This is a genomic window from Marinomonas sp. ef1 (assembly GCF_002806845.1).
GTDB classification, from domain to species: Bacteria; Pseudomonadota; Gammaproteobacteria; order Pseudomonadales; family Marinomonadaceae; genus Marinomonas; species Marinomonas polaris.
On sequence record NZ_NHTT01000003.1, the window covers coordinates 319,190 to 340,247 of the forward strand.

At 42.5% G+C, this 21,058-nt stretch carries 19 protein-coding genes; 10 read left to right on the forward strand and 9 right to left on the reverse strand.

Annotated features, from left to right (window positions below; all coding sequences use genetic code 11):
* Positions 1-2: 2 nt before the first annotated feature.
* Both CCS02_RS06185 and CCS02_RS06190 read right to left on the reverse strand, forming a co-directional pair.
* Positions 3-1,259 carry an aromatic ring-hydroxylating dioxygenase subunit alpha gene (locus tag CCS02_RS06185; protein WP_072840529.1) on the reverse strand — a complete coding sequence of 419 codons (1,257 nt, stop codon included), beginning with the start codon at positions 1,257-1,259 and terminating at the stop codon, positions 3-5.
* A 107-nt stretch (positions 1,260-1,366) separates the two neighbouring features.
* Entirely contained in the window at positions 1,367-2,353 is a 987-nt protein-coding gene (locus CCS02_RS06190) for a 2Fe-2S iron-sulfur cluster-binding protein (RefSeq protein WP_100636120.1), read from the reverse strand.
* Positions 2,354-2,482: 129 nt separating this feature from the next.
* On the opposite strand from CCS02_RS06190, the gene CCS02_RS06195 reads away from it, so the two are divergent.
* Complete coding sequence (locus CCS02_RS06195; protein WP_100636160.1) at positions 2,483-3,388, forward strand: LysR family transcriptional regulator; 906 nt, start codon at positions 2,483-2,485, stop codon at positions 3,386-3,388.
* Positions 3,389-3,488: 100 nt separating this feature from the next.
* On the opposite strand, the gene CCS02_RS06200 is transcribed toward CCS02_RS06195, so the two are convergent.
* Positions 3,489-4,763: an aromatic ring-hydroxylating oxygenase subunit alpha gene (locus CCS02_RS06200; RefSeq protein WP_100636121.1), complete on the reverse strand. Its 1,275-nt coding sequence runs from the start codon at positions 4,761-4,763 to the stop codon at positions 3,489-3,491.
* A gap of 318 nt (positions 4,764-5,081) precedes the next feature.
* Between CCS02_RS06200 and CCS02_RS06205 the strand changes: the two genes are divergently transcribed.
* A complete protein-coding gene (locus CCS02_RS06205; protein ID WP_269800423.1) occupies positions 5,082-6,206 on the forward strand; it encodes a hybrid-cluster NAD(P)-dependent oxidoreductase in 1,125 nt (374 codons plus the stop codon).
* Positions 6,207-6,483: 277 nt separating this feature from the next.
* Positions 6,484-7,596, forward strand: a complete 1,113-nt coding sequence (locus CCS02_RS06210) for a GlxA family transcriptional regulator (RefSeq protein WP_072840532.1) — start codon at positions 6,484-6,486, stop codon at positions 7,594-7,596.
* Positions 7,597-7,688: 92 nt separating this feature from the next.
* Here CCS02_RS06210 and CCS02_RS06215 read toward each other — a convergent pair whose 3' ends face one another.
* Together CCS02_RS06215 and CCS02_RS06220 are read right to left on the reverse strand one after the other, a co-directional pair.
* On the reverse strand, positions 7,689-9,119 hold the full coding sequence (locus CCS02_RS06215; protein WP_100636122.1) for an ArnT family glycosyltransferase: 1,431 nt from the start codon (positions 9,117-9,119) through the stop codon (positions 7,689-7,691).
* Positions 9,119-10,144, reverse strand: coding sequence for a glycosyltransferase family 2 protein (locus tag CCS02_RS06220; protein WP_100636123.1), 1,026 nt, complete (start codon positions 10,142-10,144; stop codon positions 9,119-9,121). The genes CCS02_RS06215 and CCS02_RS06220 overlap by 1 nt, the downstream gene beginning before the upstream one ends.
* Before the next feature lie 156 nt (positions 10,145-10,300).
* On the opposite strand from CCS02_RS06220, the gene CCS02_RS06225 reads away from it, so the two are divergent.
* From CCS02_RS06225 to CCS02_RS06235, 3 genes are all read left to right on the forward strand, one after another.
* The gene (locus tag CCS02_RS06225) at positions 10,301-10,981 is read left to right on the forward strand and encodes a response regulator transcription factor (RefSeq protein ID WP_072840535.1); all 681 of its coding nucleotides are present in this window, start codon (positions 10,301-10,303) and stop codon (positions 10,979-10,981) included.
* Complete coding sequence (locus tag CCS02_RS06230; RefSeq protein WP_072840536.1) at positions 10,978-12,267, forward strand: sensor histidine kinase; 1,290 nt, start codon at positions 10,978-10,980, stop codon at positions 12,265-12,267. Before CCS02_RS06225 ends, CCS02_RS06230 begins: the two co-directional genes overlap by 4 nt.
* 112 nt (positions 12,268-12,379) lie before the next feature.
* Positions 12,380-13,390 carry a pirin family protein gene (locus CCS02_RS06235; protein WP_100636124.1) on the forward strand — a complete coding sequence of 337 codons (1,011 nt, stop codon included), beginning with the start codon at positions 12,380-12,382 and terminating at the stop codon, positions 13,388-13,390.
* Positions 13,391-13,412: 22 nt separating this feature from the next.
* On the opposite strand, the gene CCS02_RS06240 is transcribed toward CCS02_RS06235, so the two are convergent.
* A complete protein-coding gene (locus CCS02_RS06240; RefSeq protein WP_100636125.1) occupies positions 13,413-13,853 on the reverse strand; it encodes a GtrA family protein in 441 nt (146 codons plus the stop codon).
* A 90-nt stretch (positions 13,854-13,943) separates the two neighbouring features.
* Between CCS02_RS06240 and CCS02_RS06245 the strand changes: the two genes are divergently transcribed.
* The 4 genes from CCS02_RS06245 (at position 13,944) to CCS02_RS06260 (ending at position 16,897) form a co-directional block, all read left to right on the forward strand.
* A complete protein-coding gene (locus CCS02_RS06245; RefSeq protein WP_072840539.1) occupies positions 13,944-14,459 on the forward strand; it encodes an NADPH-dependent FMN reductase in 516 nt (171 codons plus the stop codon).
* A 29-nt stretch (positions 14,460-14,488) separates the two neighbouring features.
* Entirely contained in the window at positions 14,489-15,547 is a 1,059-nt protein-coding gene (locus tag CCS02_RS06250; RefSeq protein ID WP_100185584.1) for an NAD(P)H-dependent flavin oxidoreductase, read from the forward strand.
* Positions 15,548-15,648: 101 nt separating this feature from the next.
* The gene (locus tag CCS02_RS06255) at positions 15,649-16,536 is read left to right on the forward strand and encodes an EamA family transporter (RefSeq protein WP_100636126.1); all 888 of its coding nucleotides are present in this window, start codon (positions 15,649-15,651) and stop codon (positions 16,534-16,536) included.
* A gap of 7 nt (positions 16,537-16,543) precedes the next feature.
* A complete protein-coding gene (locus CCS02_RS06260) occupies positions 16,544-16,897 on the forward strand; it encodes a VOC family protein (protein ID WP_072840542.1) in 354 nt (117 codons plus the stop codon).
* A gap of 107 nt (positions 16,898-17,004) precedes the next feature.
* Here CCS02_RS06260 and CCS02_RS06265 read toward each other — a convergent pair whose 3' ends face one another.
* The 3 genes from CCS02_RS06265 to CCS02_RS06275 are packed head-to-tail and all read right to left on the reverse strand — an operon-like array spanning position 17,005 to position 20,917.
* Positions 17,005-18,036, reverse strand: a complete 1,032-nt coding sequence (locus CCS02_RS06265) for an asparaginase (protein ID WP_072840543.1) — start codon at positions 18,034-18,036, stop codon at positions 17,005-17,007.
* The gene (locus CCS02_RS06270; protein ID WP_100185582.1) at positions 18,033-19,436 is read right to left on the reverse strand and encodes an aspartate ammonia-lyase; all 1,404 of its coding nucleotides are present in this window, start codon (positions 19,434-19,436) and stop codon (positions 18,033-18,035) included. The genes CCS02_RS06265 and CCS02_RS06270 overlap by 4 nt, the downstream gene beginning before the upstream one ends.
* A 53-nt stretch (positions 19,437-19,489) precedes the next feature.
* Positions 19,490-20,917 carry an alanine/glycine:cation symporter family protein gene (locus CCS02_RS06275; RefSeq protein WP_100636127.1) on the reverse strand — a complete coding sequence of 476 codons (1,428 nt, stop codon included), beginning with the start codon at positions 20,915-20,917 and terminating at the stop codon, positions 19,490-19,492.
* Positions 20,918-21,058: the final 141 nt, after the last annotated feature.

Below are 21,058 nucleotides of genomic sequence, written 5' to 3' on the forward strand. Positions count from 1 at the left end.
GGCTATACTCCCATCACTTTGCGCCAGTAGGCATACATGCCTCGGATTAAGGTTTCAGAGACCATGTGATCGGTTTCTTCTATGTCTTTACCGCCAAGTTCTGCAAGTGACCTATGGAAGGGCTTTTGTTCAAAACCCTGCTGGGAAAATTCAATAACCTCACCGTCATCGGCCGAAACAAAACCTGCTGGGCCAAATAAATTAGCTTGACGTAAACGGCGTTCAGTCATTTCTGGAGTGTCGTCTTCATAACCGAAATGCGTCCAGACAAAATCGAACGAGCCATGCCCATTGGGTTGAATATGGCGCGTACTGACACTGTTAACTTGTTGTTGCAGAATGACACTAGGGAATAGGGTCATCATTACAGCTGTAGGACCGTCCCACCATGGCTCCACTTCAACATCCAGGAAGCTCGGATCATTGAGTTGCATGGATTCTTTAAAACTAGAGACATTGGTGGTTTGGGTGTCTTTACCACCTGAACCGCGAGTTGAAATCATTGCCGCATGACGAAAATGTTCATCCATTTTGAGTTCTGAGCGATTATCTGCGCGCCATAGGCCAAAAGTGACAAACCAAGTATGCAATAAGCCAGGATGATAAGGATCTTTGATATTTTCTTGCATGAGTTTCCAGTTACCTGGAATGCGTTGTTTGTTGTAACCCAATAAAGTGAGTTTTCGACCATTAAACATGCGGTCAAAATAAGACAACATAGTAGGGCCAAGGAAGGCTTCGAAAGATTCCACATCATGATCAAAACTGGCGAATACCACACCACCACGTTCTGCTACTAATAATTTGGTTAGCCCGTGATCGGAGGTTTTAAAGTCTTTTGACATGCCGCCTTTTACTTTGCCGTCTTGCTTGACGCCACGACGAAAAGGAACGCCTTGAAGATTACCTTCTAGGTCGTAATTCCACTGATGATAGGGGCAGGTGAAGCTTTTAGTGTTGCCATGCTTTTCACGGCAAAAACGCATGCCGCGGTGGGCGCAGACGTTTTCTACCACATAAATACTGTTATCTTCATGGCGTACCATAATGACTGAGCGTTCACCAATCACGGTACGTTTGAAATCGCCTGGTTGTGGGATTTCTGCTTCTAATCCTACATAGCACCAATGATTCTTGTAGAAGAGCTTTTCAAGTTCTTGCTTGTGTATGTCTTCGTTTGTGTAAGCCCAAAATGGAATTCGACTCGTGTCTTCATGGTCCCAAATTGGCGTCATTGGAATGCGATTTTCCTGACTCATTTTGTTCACCCTTTTTTGTCTTTATTGTGGGTTGGATTTTGTCCTTTAAAGAAATGACTGGTTTTCTGTAAAGGCATTATTTGGATTCAAAAATTAGAAATACTGGCTTATACCCCACTCGGGTAAAATGCATCGGCGTATATCCGCTCGATGTCTGCACCGCGCTTAGTGCACGCCAAGGACGCAGCTTCTACCATGGCGGGAGCACCAGCTAAGTAGATTCGCCAGTTTTTAAGTTCGGGAAAATGAGCTGCGATGGCATCAGTCACCAAACCACGGAAAGAGGTGCTATTGGGTTTGGTATGATCTAAAGCGATTAGGTATTGGAAATTTGAGTATTCAGTAGCCAAGCAATTCAAATAGTCCAAGCCGTATAAATCTTCTTCGGTGCGGGCTCCAAATACCAAATGAATGTCGTTTTTCATACCAGATTCTAATGCACCACGAACAATTGAAAGAATGGGAGCAAGCCCTGTTCCAGTTGCGACACACAGCATAGGGTCGTTATTTTTATGTCTTAGGTAAGAGGCGCCAAGAGGGCCATTGAGTTTAATCGATGCACCAATTTCGATGTGTTCATCTAGTTTTGATGTGACTCGGCCATTGGGAACAAGACGTATATGGAATTCTAGTAAATCGTCTTCTGTTACCCCTGCCATTGAGTAAGATCGGGTTCCGTCTTCACGCCAGAAAGTGAGGTTAGCAAATTGTCCTGGAGAATAGTCGAAGCCTTTGTTGATTTTAAGCTTAAGGCTGCGAACGTCATTGGATAACACATCGTAAGCAACAATTTGGGCTTTTACTGTTTTGGTTGGATGCGTAATGATTTCATCTGGCTCAGGTATCTCAATGATTGAATCGGTTTCAATACGGCTTTGGCAGGCTAAAACAAATTGACCATGTTGAGCCAAACGGCCTTCTGCAGCGGATGGTCCGCTTACAGTACCTTCAATTACTTTGCAGCGGCAGGTACCACAACGGCCAGATAAGCAACTATAGGAAATAGGAATCTGATTTTCCAAAAACGCTTCTAGCAAGGTGCTGCCTTGAGTAGCTGTTATCGTTTTATTGGTAGGCTTAATTAAAATTTCCATCTTCGCTCTTACTTATTATTGTTTGATTTATGTGCGATGCTTTTGCATAAACGGACTATAGAAGTTGTAGAGATATTCAGATATAAAATAATCCTAATAATGTATATTCACGACAGTGAGATCTCTAACATGATTCGCCTGCAAGATATTGATTTAAACCTGTTGGTTGTTTTTCAACTAATGTATCGAGAACGTAAGACTGGGCTAGTGGCAGAACAGCTTGGATTAACTCAGCCTGCAGTAAGTAATGCCCTAGCCAGATTAAGGTTGGCGTTAAATGATGAGCTGTTTGAACGAACGGCACGTGGTATGAGGCCCACACCATTTGCCGACAGTATTGCGGAGTCTGTTGGCTATGCGTTAAGCACATTACAAGACGGCTTAAATTATCAGGAACGTTTTGATCCGCTTTCGAGTGATCGATCCTTTTGCATTAATATGACGGATTTAGGTGAGATTTATATGTTGCCAAGATTGATGGCGTATCTTGCTGAACATGCACCTAATATTTCGGTCAGTACTGTAAGAGATCAAGGGCAATCACTTAAAGAGGAATTAGAAACAGGAAGTGTGGATCTTGCGATTGGGCTTTTGCCTCAGTTAGAAGCGGGTTTTTATCAACGAAGACTATTTGATCAAGATTATGTTTGTTTGATTCGTAAAGGGCATCCCTATGCCGAAGAGACTCTTACTTTAGAAAGCTTTTCAGAATCGGAACATATTATTATAGAAGCTCAAGATACAGGGCATGGGCGAGTAGAAAAGTTATTGGCTAAAAGTGGTATTTTGCGAGTCAGTAAATTGAAGTTACCGCACTTTATTTCTGCTCCGTACATTGTTGCGAAAACAGATCTAATTGCTACAGTGACCGAGAAACTTGCCTTACAAACAGCCGAAAATCTTGGGTTGATCGTTAAGCCGCACCCAGTTGATATTCCTCCAGCACAGATCAATATGTTTTGGCATCGTCGCTATCACCAAGATACAGGCAACATTTGGTTTCGTAATCTGATTTTTGAATTGTTTTCAGAATAATTTTATAAAAAAGCAAAAAACAAAAAGCGAATCAAACGATTCGCTTTTTGTTTTTCTAGAGGGACTAGAAAAAGATTTGGGCTATTTGAACATGTTCTAATTACTTGGCTTTTAGATTTTTCTGCATAGTGGATGAGTACCAGTCTAAAAAGTTGATAACACCAAATTCATAGGTTTCTGAGTAAGGACCAGGTTGGTAGCCAATAGAGTTGATCCCTAACTGGTTGCGCTCGCCGAGAATTTTGTCTTGTTCGTTGGTGGCGTCCCATACTTTGCGTAGGGTATCTGTCTCGTAGTCTATGCCTTCTACGGCGTCTTTATGGACGAACCATTTGGTGGTGACGATGCTTTCTTGGGCCGAAACAGGTAATACGCGGAACACGATAAAGTGGTCTGACTGCATGTGGTTCCACGAGTTTGGTAAATGCAAAATACGCATGGAACCAAGTTCGCGGTTTTGAATTCTTCCAAGTGGTAACGAGCAAGCGGAAGAGCCGTCAATGGTCATTACTTTTGTTCCTTTTTTGAGCGGCATCCGCACGATGCGGTTACGTTGCACTTCACCAAAGCTTTTTAGCTTGTGAGGAATGCCTTCTTTATCCCATTGTGCAGCTTGAGCATTATAATGATCGTGAAAGTCTTGTGGTGCGCGAGGATCTTCTGTGTCGTCCCATTCTAGTAGTGTTTGTAGTAACTCTGGGTGACTTCCAGCGCAGTGATAACATTCGCGGTTGTTTTCGAGTACCAGTTTCCAGTTAGCGCGTTCGTACATGGTGGATTCGACCGCTAATTTGGTGTTTTCCACGTCGTAGGGCTCCATGTATTCGTCTAGCGTCGCTAAGAATTCGTCAAATTCGTCGGTTGGTTCAGTTTTACCTAGGCAAACAAAGATGAAGCCACCGCCTGTTTTGCAAAACGCGGATTTTAGGCCGTGTTGCTTCAAATCGAACTCTTTATTCATTTCTGTGCCAGCAAACAGTAAGTTGCCTTTTAGATCATAAGTCCATTGGTGATAAGGACAAACGAGGTTGGCAACCTTGCCTCTGTGTTCGGTGCAAAGTATTGAACCGCGGTGTCTACAAGTGTTGTGGAAGGCGTTCACATTGCCTTCGCCGTCACGCAGAATCAACACTGGGTTTTGTCCAATTTCGACGGTTATATAGTCGCCTTTTTTTGGGATCTCACTAGTCATGCCCACAAATAGCCATTCTTTTTGAAAGACTTCTTCCATGTCGATTCTGAACATGTGTGGGTCGTTATAAAGCTGTGCGTCGAGTGAATAGTTGCTAGGACGTTTTTCTAGCAAGTCTGTCATGGCTGTTTTGGCTTCATCTAAGGAAGCATGGCGTACATTCAGTAGGTCGTGTTGATTCATCTTTCTGGGCCTTAATGACAAAAAGATTGATGGAATGCGTCTTTTGACTACGAGGCTATAGTCGCTTAATCAATAGGGAAAGAAATGACCATTAACGACAAGAGTTGATACATAAATCGACTCGCAATAGCTTGAGGTACCTAGTCTTGATCTAGCCTTGGCTGCCCTGAGCAACTAATTGTCGCGCAGAGTTAACTTACATTGATCAACAGGACCCAGAATGGCTCAAAACGGTGCCGCTCTTTGTAAGTCAAAGAGTAGATGCTCAACTTCAGGCACTTTACTTTAGGTGTGTGAATTTAATTAAGAGATTTCAATATGACCAACTCTTCTACTATGGTGAACGCTGATTATTTAGCACCTGTAAATACTCAGACTTGGGTAAATGGACGTCACAATGTTCGTTGTGTGAAGGTGATTCATGAAACATGGGATGTGCGCACGTTTTGCTTTATGGCGCAGCAACCGGTTATGTTCTTTTTTAAACCGGGACAATTTGTCACTTTAGAGTTGGAGATCGAAGGCAGGCAGGTGATGCGCTCTTACACGATTTCGAGCTCGCCTTCTGTGCCTTATAGCTTTTCTATTACGGTAAAGCGTGTGCCTGGTGGGGAGGTGTCGAATTGGCTACATGAGAATATGTCGGTCGGTTCTGAACTGGCAGTACATGGTCCTGTAGGTCAGTTTAATTGCATCGATTTTCCTGCTGAGAAAGTCTTGTTACTGTCTGGTGGTGTTGGGATTACGCCTGTTATGTCCATGGCGCGCTGGTGGTTTGATACTAATGCGGATGTGGATATTACCTTTATTCACAGCGCGCGTTCGCCAAGGGATGTGATCTATTCTCGTGAGTTAGATCATATGGCGGCGCGATTAGACAATTTTGGTTTGTATTTGATTGTTGAACGCATGGAGAACGGTCTGCCTTGGCAAGGATATCGAGGCTATTTGGATGCTTCTAAACTCGATATGATTTCCCCCGATTTTATGGAGCGAGAGATTTACTGTTGTGGCCCTGCGCCTTATATGAAAGCGATTCGTGCGCTGCTTCTCGATCGTGGCTTTGATATGTCGCACTATCATGAAGAATCGTTTGGTGCGACACCTGTCAATGTCGTGGAAGATGCCATTGAGCAAGCAGAAGTGGCTCAGGCGGAAGCCGATGCAGTTAATCAAGAGGACTTATTGCGCGTTGAGTTTATGGGCAGTGGTAAGAGTATTCAGGTCCTTGCGGGGGAAACCTTGCATAATGCTGCAGCAAAACTAGATCTCATGATCCCGAAAGCCTGTGGTATGGGGATTTGCGGAACTTGTAAAGTTTTGGTGAAAGAGGGCGAAACCCAGATGGATCATAATGGCGGGATTACCGACGATGATATTGAAGCAGGTTATGTTTTGTCTTGTTGTACGGTGCCTAAATCAAACGTGGTTGTGGAATATTAGAGATAGGCGATTTTTTATTAAATAAGCGTTCAATAAAAGCGCGATCTTGTTCTATATTAGTGCATGGTGTTATGTTCTACGTGTTGGTCTTTATTGAGGGTTAGGATGATTTACTCTCTAGAGTCGATAGGCATTGTGTGAATATACAATGTGATACCTTGGATTTTGTATCTCCTTAAAAATAATAAAGTGTTTTTACGGTTATTAGGAATGTCATCTAGAAATATGGTCTAGATTTTGCCTAGTAGTTAAGAAGCACAAATATGAGGACACTAATATGGTAATGGCAAATAACGCTACGCTCGCTTTTGATGCAAGAAGCACAACGAAGGTAGGTTTTCTATTGCTTGATCATTTTACGATGATTGCGCTTGCTTCTTCTATTGAACCGCTGCGTATGGCGAATCAGTTATCGGCAGAAGAACTCTATAGTTGGAGTTTGATTTCTGAAAATGGCCAGCCGGTTACCGCCAGTGACGGCTTGAGTTTGACACCTGATATGTCGATTGAAGACAGTACGGAGTTTGACCTCATTATTGTTGCTGGTGGTATCGATATTACTCGTACTTTTACCGCGAAGCAGGTTTCTTGGCTAATGAAACAATCGCGTAAAGGTGTCCAGCTTGGTGGTATTTGTACTGGCGCTTACGTGCTTGCTTATGCTGGCTTGTTAAATGGCTATCAGTGTAGCGTGCATTGGGAGTGTTTAACTGCTCTACAAGAAACCTTCCCCAAAGTTAACTGTAATAACAAGCTGTTCTCCATCGATAAAGATCGTCTGACGTCATCTGGTGGCAGTGCACCAATGGACATGTTTTTAAACATGATGACCAAGCAGCATGGTCCTAAATTATCTAATGCGATCTCCGATATGTTTATTTGTGATCGTATTCGTAATGAATCCGATCAGCAGCGTATGCCAATGCGTCAGTTTAATAGTGCAGGTGTTTGCACGCCGAAGCTGGTGGATGTGATCGAGTTAATGGAAAACAACTTGGAAGAACCCATTGAGCTAGATGAATTGGCGACTTTTGTTGACGTATCTCGTCGTCAAATTGAGCGCATGTTTCATCGCCATTTAGATTGTTCTCCGTCACGCTTTTATTTACGCCTGAGACTCGAACGAGCGCGTAAATTATTAAAACAATCGAATATGTCGATTGTAGAAATCTCCATGGCGTGTGGCTTTATCTCGACACCGCATTTTAGTCGCTGTTATCGAAAACACATTGGCGTATCGCCTCGTGATGAACGAAAAATTGCCTGGAAAGGTGAGGCGTCTGAGTCGCTTAAAATCGAAAAAGATGATGCGATTGTCTATATTCCTCATGCCCATGATGCGTTAAATCATTCGCATACTGAACCGAGTTATGGATCTGTTGCTGTTTAGGTTTACTGACTTAACATATTGAAAAGGAGCCTTAATCGGCTCCTTTGTTTATGTCTTGCTCTAAAACACGTTTAGTAAAGTAGAAATCAAAGTTATGGTTTGTTTTCGCAATACATAAGATCTTCTTTTCCTGTTGTGTTTCTTTCCTCACATAACCAATTTGAATACACAATATGATCATTATTAGATTGCACGATGAAAAACGGCTTGTTTTGTGCTGGTAACCAAGAGCTTAAATCTGTTGAGCGCTGTTTCGCTTTACCAGATGAATAGTATTGACCAGAGAACGGGCGCTTGTGCAGATAAAATAAATCGCTTTGCGTAGCTTCTGGCTGTTGTTTCCAAACGGCAAGTATTTTGTTTTCAGAGCGGTTTGGTATTAAATCAAAATGCAATACGCTGATTAGAGCGATAAGTAAAAATGGCGTTATGAATCCGGCTTTGTAGAGCCAGTTTTGTAATGGTCTTTGCTTATGAAGATGCGCTAATAACAGCGCCATTGCTGGCAATGCCGGCATCACGTAGCTCGCTAAAATGTTGCCGGAAAAACTGAACAGAATCATCGGTGACAACATCCAGAATAATAAGAAAGTGCCGAAACCATCTGAGCTTTCTTCGACATCTTTGTCGTCTCTTATAGAGCGAATCCATTGCCATATAATAAGGGGACTCCAAGGTAGCATAGAAGCTAACGCGTAAACCCAAATAGTGCCGCGTGTTCTTTCGTGTGCGCTGCCATACAAATCCCCTTGCCAGCCGCTGACAATGAAACGCTTAATGTGTTCACCAACGATGAAGTAATCTAGAAAACCTGGCGTTTTATATTCAGCAATGGCGTACCAAGGCACAGTAATAACGAGAAAAAGTAATGTGCCATATCCCCAAGGTAGAATGTTCCATAGTCTTTTCCAGCGGCCATTAGGAGTCAACCAAATAGTTAAACTTATGCCAATCAATACAATCGCCAATGGGCCTTTTGATAACATGCCTAATGCTAAACCGATAAAGAATAAATAACCCCAGATCTTGCCTTTATTACTCCAAGCTTGCCAAAAGCTAATCATGCTTAGGGCGATAGAAAAGGTGAGGGCCGTATCAGTCATTACCGCGCCACTTAATACGATAAACGATACGGTAGAGGCTAATATGCTGGCAGAAAAAATGCCCATTACTGAAGATTGAAAGTGGTCTTTTGCCAACTTGTACACTAACCAAATAACCGCTAATCCAACAATCAGGTGTGGTACTCGTGCGGCAAATTCATTGACGCCAAATAGGCTAAATCCAAGACTACTTAACCAAGTGAAAATTGGCGGTTTTCCCCAAAATGGCACATTGTAGTCAAACATCGGCGTGATCCAGTTGCCAGTTTCAAACATGATGCGTGCCATTTCGCCATAACGTGCTTCGGTGGTGTCCATTAACGGATAAAGAGATAAAGAAATAAAACGCAATGCCAAACAGCTAATTAATAGTATCAGCAGTAATTTGGCCGAGGGTAATGAGTAGGTCGGTTGTTGCATTATTCAGAGTCCGAGTATTTGAACGTGGGTTTTGTCATAGCGTCTTCCATGAGTACATACAACGGTCGTTGTTTGGACTCAATAAACAACCGTCCAACGTACTCGCCTAGTACACCAATGGATAAAAGCTGAATACCACCTAAAAATAAAACTACGAGTATTGTCGATGGATAACCTGCAACTGGATCACCCCAGACGATGGTTTTGGTGAAAATAATCAGAGCCATAATAAAGGCGATAGCCGATGTGGTTAATCCTGCCATAGTCGCCCAGCGTAATGGTTTTGTGCTGAATGAGGTAATGCCTTCCAATGCCAAATGAATCAGCTTTGGGTAATTCCACTTGGTGTCACCGGCCAAACGAGGGTCGCGGTCAAAGGTGAGGACTTTACGAGTAAAACCAGGCCAAGCAAGTAAACCTTTCATAAAGCGGGTCCTTTCTGGCAAAGTGTTAATAACGTTTACGACTTTTTGATCCATCAAACGAAAATCACCGACGTTTTCGGTAATTGGGTGATCGCTTATTTTGGACATAAAACGATAGAAGCAATGTGCGGTGGTGCGTTTTACCCAGCTCTCTCCATGGCGCTCGCGGCGTTGCATTTCGACGACTTGTACGCCATCTTGCCACGCTTGTACCATATCGGGAATGTATTCTGGTGGATCTTGTAAATCCGCATCAAGTAGAATGACACAGCGGCCTGAGGCTGCTTTCATGCCTGCGCTCATTGCGGCTTCTTTACCGAAATTTCTGCTTAATCTTAAGCTGCGTATTTGATGTAAGGGGTGTTTGAACTGACTCACCATTTTCCAGCTGTTGTCATTACTGCCATCATCGATGTAGATGATTTCACAATACTGTTGGAGTTTAGAAAGCGCTTCACAGACACGTCGATGGCAAACTGCCAATACATCCGCTTCATTTAGGAATGGAATGATTACTGATACGAGAGGCTGCGCCTTTACTGTAGGCTCCTTTGCCGCGGATTCAAAGTTCGCGTATTGTCTATATGGAATGGCGCTCATTGGCGTTCTCCTGAAACGGAAAAAAGTTCATGAGTACATCCTAATAACAGTGGTGTCGCAAAAAGGTGATTCACTTTTTTTTCACGCTTTTATGTGACAATTCGGCTTTATTAGCCCACTCTTTTTTTACAGCATTTTTTGATAATTGAGACGAATATGAAATTACTGTTAGTGGAAGACCATAAAGATATTGCCGGTGTGATTTTTGATTACTTTGAAATCAAAAACTATGTGCTAGATTACGCGAATAATGGTTTGCAAGGTTATGAATTAGCAAAAGCCGAACATTATGATGCCATTATTTTAGATGTAATGTTGCCTAAAATGGACGGACTAACGGTATGTAAATCATTGCGAGAAGCCGGTATTGATACGCCTATATTAATGCTGACAGCGCGCGATACCAAAGACGATATATTGACTGGTTTTGCCCATTTTGCTGACGATTATTTAGTGAAGCCTTTTGATTTGGAAATTCTTGATTCTCGATTGCAAGCTCTGGTAAGAAGACGAAAAGGCAGTGTCGCCAACCGTACGTTAACTTTTGGTAATTTGTCTTTGGATATGAATACACGAGTGTTGCAGCGTGAAGGTGGCCGATATTCTTTAAATCCTTCTCAATACACGATTTTAAAATGTCTTATTCAAAAAGCCCCTGATGTGGTGTCAAAAGATGAAATCTGCGATGCCTTATGGGGTGATGAAGAACCAGATAGCAAAGTGCTGCGTAGTCATATTTATCAATTACGCAGTTTGATTGATCGACCTTTTGAGCATGCTTATTTAAGAACCGTATCTAAGGTGGGTTATCGTCTTGTTGCTGAAGGTGATGAATGAAACAAATTAAAACTGCGAAACAGCTAACCTTCACTTATTTCTCAATCGTAGCGTTCGCGATTATAGCGTTTCACTTTTCTATGTTTACCTCAATGATCGAAAACATAGAAATGATTTATGCAGAAAATCGCATGTTAAAAGATAAAAATACGGCTGTTTCTTTATTAAATGGCACTGATTTAACACATGTTTCTGTGCCGCCTTTTTCCGAAGTGTACGTGGGTAAAGAAAATTTACCATCTGGTGTGGTTCTTGCTGCCAACGCCAAAGACGATAAGCCTTATGAATTAGACAAAGAATCAGATACGACATTAGAAATGTTTTCTATGCATTCTAGAGTGATGCTAAATGGCGAGTTGAAAGATATTTATGTGATTCATTACGATGAGATTTATGAAATCTCTGAAGCCCAGATGTTTGAAACACAGAGTACTCAACTTGTGTTGTCTCTGTTGTTGTTGATCGTCAGTTTGTGGGTGGTCATGCGAATCTCTGATCGCTTAACCAAACCGCTTGCCCAACTTTCTAAAAGTCTTGGCGAAAGAACGCCTGCCAATTTGTCTGCTATTGAGTTGCCAGAAGGGGCGGCGACAAGAGAAATTCGCCATTTAGTTGATAGGTTAAATAGCTACCAAAATCAAATTCGAGAGTTGATTCAGCGAGAGAGAGCATTCAACCGTTATGCGAGTCATGAGCTACGTACACCTCTAATGGTCATGAAGGGCGCGACAACGCTGCTTGGTAAATCTGATTCGAAGGAATTTTTAGAACGTCAACGAGTTCGCATGGTTCAAGCCTGTCAAGAGATGGAAGATTACATCACGACTCTGTTGTCTCTAACTCGAGATGAAGATTTGGCTGCTATTGCTTCGCGTGTTGTGCAGACAAGTGAATATGAAGACATTCGACAGACGCATTTGGGGTATCTCACAGGTAAATCTGTTGCGGTTGATATTGTTGAAAATGGTCAAATTATTACTAAATTACCTATTCCTACTTTTCATATTTTAGTGGGGAATTTACTGAAAAATGCCATGGCCTGTACTGAAGAGGGCTATGTGAATCTAGTGATATCAGATAATGAATTATCTATTGTCGATACAGGTTGTGGTTTGAGCGGCAAACCGGGCGGCGAAAGTTATGGTTTGGGGTTGATGATAGTGCGCGATATTTGCGCCAAGTATCATTGTTCGTTCTCTTTGGCGGATAACTGTTCAGCTGATAATGGTGCGCTAGGGTGCACTGCTACAGTCGTTTTTCCAAGTGATACACAATGTTCTCAATGATCTACGTATTTAAAAAATAGATAGATTGGAACCAATATAAGCATAAAACAATCAAGTTTATAGATGTTATGATGTGTGCATCAGTTACACTATTTCTTGATGGAGAAACATAATGAGCTCGTCAATTTTAAAACGAATTCCTCTGCAAATGTTCTGGCCTACATTTGATCCTTTTTTATTTTGTGCTTTCCATAATGATACTTACCCAAAAGCAAACGCATCTATGGGGCCTGATGCACCGCTAAATAATCGTCCATTGGGGCAAGACTTTGGCGGTATTGATGGTTGGCGTATGTATCACGGTAAAAGTATTCCTGGGTTTCCTGCTCATCCGCATCGCGGGTTTGAAACGGTAACCATTGTGAACAAAGGCTTTGTTGATCATGCCGATTCTATTGGTGCGGCTGGCCGTTATGGGGAGGGTGATACTCAGTGGATGACGGCAGGTGAAGGCGTTCAGCATTCCGAAATGTTCCCTTTGTTGAATGAAGAAGATGTTAATCCATTAGAACTTTTTCAAATTTGGTTAAATTTGCCAAGCAAGAATAAAATGGTGCCACCGCATTTCACCATGCTTTGGAATGAAGATACGCCAGTTGTTAAAGTGGCAGACAGTAAAGGTCTGGAAACACAAGTTAAAGTGGTTGCTGGCACGTTTCAAAATGTTGATCCTTCACCTTGTCCGCCTAATTCATGGGCGGCGGATAGTAAAAACGATGTTGCTATTTGGTTGATTGATTTGCCAGAAAACAGTGAATGGAACTTGCCTGCAGCGGTAGCTAATTTGAGCCGTACTTTGTACTTTTTTGAAGGTGAGAAGGTAACGTTAGATGGTGTAAATGCGTCTATTAATGAAGCTTTTGTCTTGAAAAGTGATTCCGCTTTGGTATTGCGTAATCAGGGCAAAAAAGCCAGATTCTTGTTGTTGCAAGGCCGCCCAATCGGTGAGCATGTTGAGCAACATGGTCCTTTTGTTATGAATACACGTGCAGAGCTACAGCAAGCGTTTCAAGATTATCAACGTACACAATTTGGTGGTTGGCCTTGGCCGCGCCATGATCAAGTGCATGATAAATCGAAAGGGCGATTTGCTGAATATAGCGCTGAACAAGCCAAGGCTTGATTGAATTGACAAGCACGGCCGATTAAAGCTTAGCGGGAGAAAACACCCAATAGCGTGAGAAAACATAATTGAGCATCATGCCAATTAATATGCCGGGTATCATGGCTAAATAAGGCCATAAAAGAGTCAGTGTAGAATTGGATGTTGCTGGTGGTTGAGATATTAATATTAGATAGCAACCCCAATTAGGCACAAAGGCAATAACAGAGCTGCCAAGAAATTGCATCCATTGCAGAGCGGCAGCCTTTTTGCTGTCGCTTTTTTTTTCTTGTTTGGGGTCAGTAAAAGTAATAGTGCGATTCCACCACCAGTTCGAGCTGGCTGCGACCCAAAATGCGAAACCACGAGCAACAAGATGCGGCAACCAAATGGAAAGCAGCAGCATACTGGCAAGGTCGACTAGAAAGCCAGCACCACCGACGATAGCAAAGCGTACAAAAGTATGTTTGAAAATTAAGTTCATGGTGGCATTCTAAGCAGCTGAACATCAAAAAAATATGAAACTATTTCTCTTGAAGAAATTTTTAATCTTAACGAAATAAAAGGACCGAAAATGAAAATACTTGCATTTGGTGCTAGTTCAAGCCGCCAGTCTATTAACAAGGCTTTGGCCGGTTATACAGCAAACCTTGTAGAAGGCGCGGAAGTGACACTTCTTGATCTTAATGATTTCGAAATGCCGCTTTTCAGTGAAGACTTTGAGAAAGAATCAGGTGTTCCAGCTCAAGCACAAGCTTTTGTAGATGCTATTGCTCAAACAGATGTAATCGTTGCATCTTTTGCTGAGCACAATGGTTCTTATTCTGCTGCTTATAAAAATATCTTTGATTGGGCATCTCGTATTGAAAAAGCCGTTTATCAAGATAAGCCAATTGCTGTGCTTTCAACATCTCCAGGACCTGGTGGTGCAAGTAGTGTACTTGCTCAAACTGTTAACAGCATGCCGTTTTTCAAAGGCAATATTGTTGGTAGCCTGAGTGTGCCTAACTTCTATAATGTAATGAAAGACGGTGAAGTTGTTGACGCTGCCATTAAGCAAGCCTTGTCGGATATTGTTGCTAAGTTTTAAGCTTTTAGTTTTAAGTATAAGGAGGCCAGATGAAACAATTTCGTTCATGTGATTGGTTGGGAATGGACTATCCGATTATTCAGGCACCTATGGCAGGCGTTCAAGACAGTGCTTTGGCTATTGTGGTCTCGGAAGCGGGTGGTTTGGGGTCTTTGCCATGCGCTATGCTAAGCGTGGATGATATTGCTCATCAGGTTTCCTTAATTAAAGCCTCGACGAATAAACCGTATAATCTGAATTTTTTCTGTCATGACACTTCAGAATACAATGAAATAAAGCATCAACAATGGCTAGCGTTGTTGAAACCGTATTTTGATAAGCTTTCAGGTCAATATGATGCGACCATAAAAGCCGCAACCCGAATGCCTTTCAGTCACGATATTGCCGATGTGATAGAAGACTTTGCTCCCCCCGTTATTAGTTTTCACTTTGGTTTGCCTGACGCTAAGTTGCTTGCACGGGTTAAAAGTTGGGGAACTAAGGTACTGTCTTCTGCGACAACACTTGAAGAAGCGGTTTGGTTAGAAGAAAATGGCGTGGATGGCATCATTGCGCAAGGTCTTGAGGCGGGAGGGCATCGAGGGATGTTTCTGTCGAAAGATGTTTCTACTCAAATTGGTTTGTTTTCACTATTGCCTCAAATTGTCGATCGAGTAAGTGTCCCTGTGATTGCAGCAGGCGGTATTTGTGATGCTCGTAGTATTAACTGCGCTTTGTCTCTGGGTGCGTCAGTAGTACAGATAGGGACTTCCTATTTGTTGTGTCACGAAGCTAAAACATCTCAACTTCATCGTGCTGCTTTAAAAAGTCAAAGAGCCCATCATACGGCTTTAACCAATGTTTTTACTGGGCGACCTGCACGAGGTATTGCTAATCGTATTATGAAAGATCTTGGCTATATGAATTCCAGTGTGCCAGATTTTCCTTATGCATCAATGGAAATGGCGCAATTGAAAAATTTGGCAGAGAAGCAGAATTTGGATGATTTTTCTTCTTTGTGGAGTGGGCAGAATGTGTCAGGTTGCCAAGAAATATCCGCTTTTGATTTGACCAAACAATTCGCTGAGGCCTGTCGAATTGTTTCCTAATTATTCCTATATGGAATCCAAAATATAAGTTTTATTCCTTTTACAAATACATGTCTTAACCTCATGCTAGCGCTTTCAAATTTGTGAGATAAGGCGTTGGCATGTGGATCTTTATTACTCTGTTTGCAGCAGGTTGTCAGTCGGTTCGAACGGCGTATCAAAATACTCTGGCTCGTGAAACTGGGTTTTTACATGCCACTATGTCGCGTTCTTTATATGGCTTGCCATTAGTCAGTGTGTATCTTGTTATTTGTTGGCAGCTATTTGGTTGGGTATCTGTCGAAAAAAATCTAGTTTTTGTCATCGCGGCAAGCATTTGTGCCATTACTCAGATTATGGCGACGTATTTTATGTTGCGAGCCTTTCAGGCTGGTAGTTTCGCATTGGGAACCTTGTTGTCTAAAACAGAAGCGGTTTTGGCTGCGTTAATTGGTTTGCCTCTACTGCATTATACTTTGACCATGGGAGCGTGGTTTGGCATTGCTTTTGGTGTGTTAGGGGCTATTGTAATGAGTGTTAAGTGGAACAATATTAGACAAGCGCACAAGGACGTATCTCTTTTACTTGGGCTTGCTAGTGGTTTGTGTTTTGCTATTACCTCGGTAACATCGTCTATCGCCAGTCATTCTTTATCTGGTTCTCTGATTACTAGTGCAGGCGTCACGCTTTGGTATGTTTTAGCTTTGCAATCTATTATTTTGTGTGGCATTCAGATTTATAAAAGCAAAGATATTTTAGCTCCGTTTAAGCATGAATTTGCGTTAAGTTGTAAGGTAGGTGTCTTAAGTTCTCTAGGGTCAATTGGTTGGTTTACTGGTTTTGCTTTGGTTAATCCAGCTTTGGTGAAAACGTTAGGGCAGATTGAAATAATCGGAACCTTGTATTATTCAAAAGTTCGTTTTTCTGAAAAAATGACGACGCAGCAATGGATTGGTGGCGCAATGATTGTGATCAGCGTTATCTTAGTAGTGACATCGACGATTAAGTGAGGGATATATGGAATCCAATAAGATCAATTATGTTGAATTACCAGCGCGTGATTTGGCGTTAAATAAAGCCTTTTTTAGTCAAGTGTTTGGTTGGGGGTTTAGAGATTACGGCCCAGAATATTCAGCGTTTGAAAATGCAGGATTAGATGGAGGCTTTTTTCAAGCGAACTTTTGTTCAAGACCACAAAATGGCGCGGCGTTGATTATTCTGTATAGTAATGAACTTGAAGTCGTATTTGAAAAAGTACAAGCGGCGGGTGGAACGATTGAACAAGTAATTTTTGACTTCCCTGGTGGTCGTCGTTTTCACTTTCTAGATCCGTGTGGTAACGAATGGGCGGTGTGGAGTGAGCCTGCTTAACATTTTAATCTGCTCGTTTTAATCTGCAAATAAACATAACCGGACTGAATTCAAAAACAAACTCTGTCCGGTTATTGTGCCTGCCTATTTGTTTCCTCTAGTCATCGTTATTGGAGAGTAAACTCGCCACAATAATTAGTGTTCCACTTTTCTAGTATGCCGTAATAGCTTTCACCTGTAGCAATGAGCCAATGGAGCTTGCAGAAGGCTGCTTCTAGGGTCATGTCTCTACCACTCAAAACGTTCATAGAGGATAAGATAGATCCCGCTGCATACGCTCCCTGAGACACTCCACCGTGTAGGCATTGGGTCAGATTTACAATGTTTTTCTTGCGCAGCATAGCCTCTGTTAAGAATGATAAAAACGCTGGGTTTTGATCCGGTACATTACCTGCACCATAAGTTAGCAGAACAATTGCCTTGCAGTTATCGTCGTCCAAGAGGCTTAAATAAATGGCAACTGGTTGACTAGGGTGCAGTGTAACCACTCCAACCGCACCAGTTTTAAAGCTGACAATATTGTTTTCAAGTAATGTTGTTACGCTCTCGTCATTACTTTTAATCATGCGATTTGGATAAAGCTGCATGCCAATCGCTAATTCACCTAACAAATCGTCATTTGGGGTATGGAAGGCTTCAAATCGACCGCTGCTAATTTTTTGGATGCGATTGCCGCGCATTAGTTTGCCATCAAAAACCAAGCTTACGTCTGCTATCCTATGAGAAATTGCCAATGATAGGGCAGCTTGTAAATTTGAAGTGGCATCACTTCGGTTCATCCCTAACGGAATTTGAGAGCCTGTTAGAATGATGTTTTTAGTGCAGGCGCCTAGCATGAAAGACAAGGCAGAGGCTGTGTACGCCATTGTGTCCGTACCATGAAGAATCACAAAGCCATCATAGTCTTGCCAATGAGTTGCAAGAATAGACACTAGTTTGGTCCAGTGCTTTGGCGTTATATTGGCGCTGTCAATTAAAGGTGAAATTTCCAGCACTTCAAAAGAGGGAAGAGTGTTTATGCTCATCCCTAACGCCATTTCTATACGCTCTTGCAAACCAGAAGCAGGGGCTAAGCCCTGCTCTGTTTGAATCATGCCTATGGTACCACCTGTATACAAGATGAGTACTTTTGCGCTCATATTACAACCTTGCTAGGGGAAAGCATGGATTGTGGGCTTAGCAAAATATTCACCTGCTCTTCCGTTAGCAGGTTTTCTTCAATTACCAAGGCTTTTACTGTGTTGCCAGTGTGCAGTGCAGTATTAGCAATGCGAGAGGCATTAGCATAACCAATATGCGGAACCAGTGCAGTAATGATACCGATACTGTTTTCTACGTGGCCAGCGCACACTGCCTCATTGGCTGTGATGCCGCGTATGCAGCGAGTTTCCAGCATTTGGCAGGCTTCTTTAAGCATTTTTAACGAATTTAGTACGTTATAAATGATCATAGGTTCCATGGCGTTCAACTGTAATTGACCCGCTTCAGCCGCTAGAGTTACAGCAAGATCAGACGCGATGACTTGATACGCAGTTTGGTTCATCGCTTCAGGAATCACAGGGTTTACCTTACCTGGCATAATGGAAGAGCCTGGCTGCATTGGTGGTAGGTTTATTTCGCCTAAACCTGTACGAGGTCCACTAGATAGCAAGCGCAAGTCGTTGCTCATCTTGCTTAGTTTAATGGCAAGACGCTTCAAAATGCCGGAGAAAAATACAAACGCACCCATGTCTGATGTTGCTTCGACTAAGTTGCTGGCAGGTACGAGTGGTTTTGTTGAAATAGTTGCTAGTTTTTCTACTACTAGTTTGGCATAACCTTCAGGTGTATTGATGCCAGTACCGATTGCAGTACCGCCAAGGTTTACTTCGCAAAGTAGTGCGCAGGCTTCACTGATGCGGTCGATATCTTCACCAAGGGTAACAGCAAAGGCATCAAACTCTTGGCCTAATGTCATTGGTACTGCGTCTTGAAGCTGCGTACGTCCCATTTTTACGATGTGCGCGAATTCACGAGCTTTGGCTTCTAATGCTTCTTTTAGTGATGCAAGGCTTGGTACAAAGTTGTCGGCAGCAAACTGAATGCCCAAGCATGCTGCCGTTGGGTAAGCGTCGTTGGTGGATTGTGAGCGGTTTACGTCATCGTTTGGGTGTAGGAACTTGTATTCGCCTTTCTCATGCCCTAATTTCATTAGTGCAATGTTGGCAATAACTTCGTTGGCGTTCATGTTGGTTGAAGTGCCTGCACCACCTTGAATTACATCAACAATGAATTGATCGTGATATTGACCTTGGATCAAATCTTGGCAGGCATAGACAATGGCATCGGCTTTTTCAGTTGTTAGTAGTTTCATTTCTTGGTTGGTTCGAGCTGCAGCCGCTTTTACCATTGCCAAGGCTTTAATCAATTCAGGAAAGTGAGAAATAGGAACGCCAGTAATCGAGAAGTTTTGAGCTGCACGCAATGTCTGTATACCATACAACGCGTCAGCGGGAACGTCCATATTGCCAAGTAAATCGTATTCAGAGCGAGTATTCATGATGTTCTTCCTGACGCCTCACCGGATCACGATGAGGCGTAATTTAAGTTGGTTTATTGGTGGTTATTTTCGTTATTTGGCCAAGACTCTTGGTCTAGATCCAAATCGGCGAAACGGTTTGCTTCAAACGTTGGCACTTTATTACCTTGTTTGCGCTGATCATCAAAGTCTTTCATAACGCGTTTAGCAACTTTAAATAACAGAGCTAGAGCAAATAAGTTAACGAGCGCCAATAGACCCATGCTCAAATCTGCAAAGGCGAACACTGTTCCTAGATCAAGGATAGCACCCGTGCAGCAAAGGCAAATGATGATGACGCGGAAGGCATTCATGTAGAAGCCATGATTGTCTGATTTAGTTAGGTAGCTAACGCTGTTTTCGCCTAAGTAGTAGTTGTACAAGATGGTACTAAAACCAAATAGCAGCAGAGCAATACTGACGAACATACGGCCATAATCGCCCATGTGAGTTGCCAATGATGCTTGAGTTAGAGCTACGCCTTGAACAGTTTCAGTGCTGCTTGGATCATAAGCGCTACCAAGAAGGATAATCAGTGCAGTACAAGTGCATAATACGATCGTGTCGATAAATACAGAGAAGGCTTGAACGATACCTTGGTTCGCTGGGTGTGGAATATAAGCAACCGCTGCAACGTTTGGTGCGCTACCAAGACCCGCTTCGTTAGAGAATAGGCCGCGTTTTACACCCATTAATATAGCGGCACCAATACCACCGCCAAATGCTGGCTCTAAGCCGAACGCGCTTTTAACTATCATAATCAAAGTATCTGGAACCGCGCTTAGGTTCATCGCAAGAACGATAAGAGCAATTAACAAATAGCCGCCAGCCATAATAGGGACTAGTATTTCAGCTACTTGCGCAATACGTTTAACGCCGCCAAAAATAATCAGGCCAACAATTAGTGCCATACCGATGCCGCTGTAGTAAGGCTGGATGCCAAATGCGTCTTCTAATGAGGTAGCGACAGAATAAGATTGCAAGGTCGTGAAGGCGATACCGAAAGTGGCTAATAGTAAGATTGAATACAGTACGGATAACCATTTCCAATTTTTACCTAGACCGCGTTCAATATAAAATGCTGGGCCGCCACGGAAAGTACCGTCTTTTTCTGCAGCTTTATAGGTTTGTGCTAGCATACATTCGACAAAGCTGGTTGCCATGCCCATTAGGCCAACAACCCACATCCAGAAAATTGCACCTGGGCCGCCAATCGTAATCGCAACCGCAACACCAGCAATATTACCGCCGCCGACACGGCCCGCTACAGATAAAATTAAAGCTTGGAATGAGCTTAAATGTTTGCCATCAGCTTCATGATGTTTTGCGGTAAGAATGCCGAACATATTGCCGAAATAGCGAAATTGTACAAAACGGGTTGCAATGGTAAACCAGATACCAATGCCGATTAATACAGCGATAAGAACCTTGCTCCAAAGCAAGTCGGTGAGAAGAGATAGCATGGGAACTCCTACTTTTTTAGATTTATTATTTAGTTTTATTTGGTAGTGCTAAGAAGTTCATTGGAACGAAAAATTAGTAGGAAAGGCAGTTCGTAAAAAGTCGCTATTTGGTGCTATTTGATGCTTCTATAGCGTCAACTA

Coding starts and splice junctions, on each gene's coding strand:
- CCS02_RS06185 (WP_072840529.1), bottom strand. CDS start 1,259: ATGAGTCAGGAAAATCGCATTCCAATGACGCCAATTTGGGACCATGAA.
- CCS02_RS06190 (WP_100636120.1), bottom strand. CDS start 2,353: ATGGAAATTTTAATTAAGCCTACCAATAAAACGATAACAGCTACTCAA.
- CCS02_RS06195 (WP_100636160.1), top strand. CDS start 2,483: ATGATTCGCCTGCAAGATATTGATTTAAACCTGTTGGTTGTTTTTCAA.
- CCS02_RS06200 (WP_100636121.1), bottom strand. CDS start 4,763: ATGAATCAACACGACCTACTGAATGTACGCCATGCTTCCTTAGATGAA.
- CCS02_RS06205 (WP_269800423.1), top strand. CDS start 5,082: ATGACCAACTCTTCTACTATGGTGAACGCTGATTATTTAGCACCTGTA.
- CCS02_RS06210 (WP_072840532.1), top strand. CDS start 6,484: ATGGTAATGGCAAATAACGCTACGCTCGCTTTTGATGCAAGAAGCACA.
- CCS02_RS06215 (WP_100636122.1), bottom strand. CDS start 9,119: ATGCAACAACCGACCTACTCATTACCCTCGGCCAAATTACTGCTGATA.
- CCS02_RS06220 (WP_100636123.1), bottom strand. CDS start 10,144: ATGAGCGCCATTCCATATAGACAATACGCGAACTTTGAATCCGCGGCA.
- CCS02_RS06225 (WP_072840535.1), top strand. CDS start 10,301: ATGAAATTACTGTTAGTGGAAGACCATAAAGATATTGCCGGTGTGATT.
- CCS02_RS06230 (WP_072840536.1), top strand. CDS start 10,978: ATGAAACAAATTAAAACTGCGAAACAGCTAACCTTCACTTATTTCTCA.
- CCS02_RS06235 (WP_100636124.1), top strand. CDS start 12,380: ATGAGCTCGTCAATTTTAAAACGAATTCCTCTGCAAATGTTCTGGCCT.
- CCS02_RS06240 (WP_100636125.1), bottom strand. CDS start 13,853: ATGAACTTAATTTTCAAACATACTTTTGTACGCTTTGCTATCGTCGGT.
- CCS02_RS06245 (WP_072840539.1), top strand. CDS start 13,944: ATGAAAATACTTGCATTTGGTGCTAGTTCAAGCCGCCAGTCTATTAAC.
- CCS02_RS06250 (WP_100185584.1), top strand. CDS start 14,489: ATGAAACAATTTCGTTCATGTGATTGGTTGGGAATGGACTATCCGATT.
- CCS02_RS06255 (WP_100636126.1), top strand. CDS start 15,649: ATGTGGATCTTTATTACTCTGTTTGCAGCAGGTTGTCAGTCGGTTCGA.
- CCS02_RS06260 (WP_072840542.1), top strand. CDS start 16,544: ATGGAATCCAATAAGATCAATTATGTTGAATTACCAGCGCGTGATTTG.
- CCS02_RS06265 (WP_072840543.1), bottom strand. CDS start 18,036: ATGAGCGCAAAAGTACTCATCTTGTATACAGGTGGTACCATAGGCATG.
- CCS02_RS06270 (WP_100185582.1), bottom strand. CDS start 19,436: ATGAATACTCGCTCTGAATACGATTTACTTGGCAATATGGACGTTCCC.
- CCS02_RS06275 (WP_100636127.1), bottom strand. CDS start 20,917: ATGCTATCTCTTCTCACCGACTTGCTTTGGAGCAAGGTTCTTATCGCT.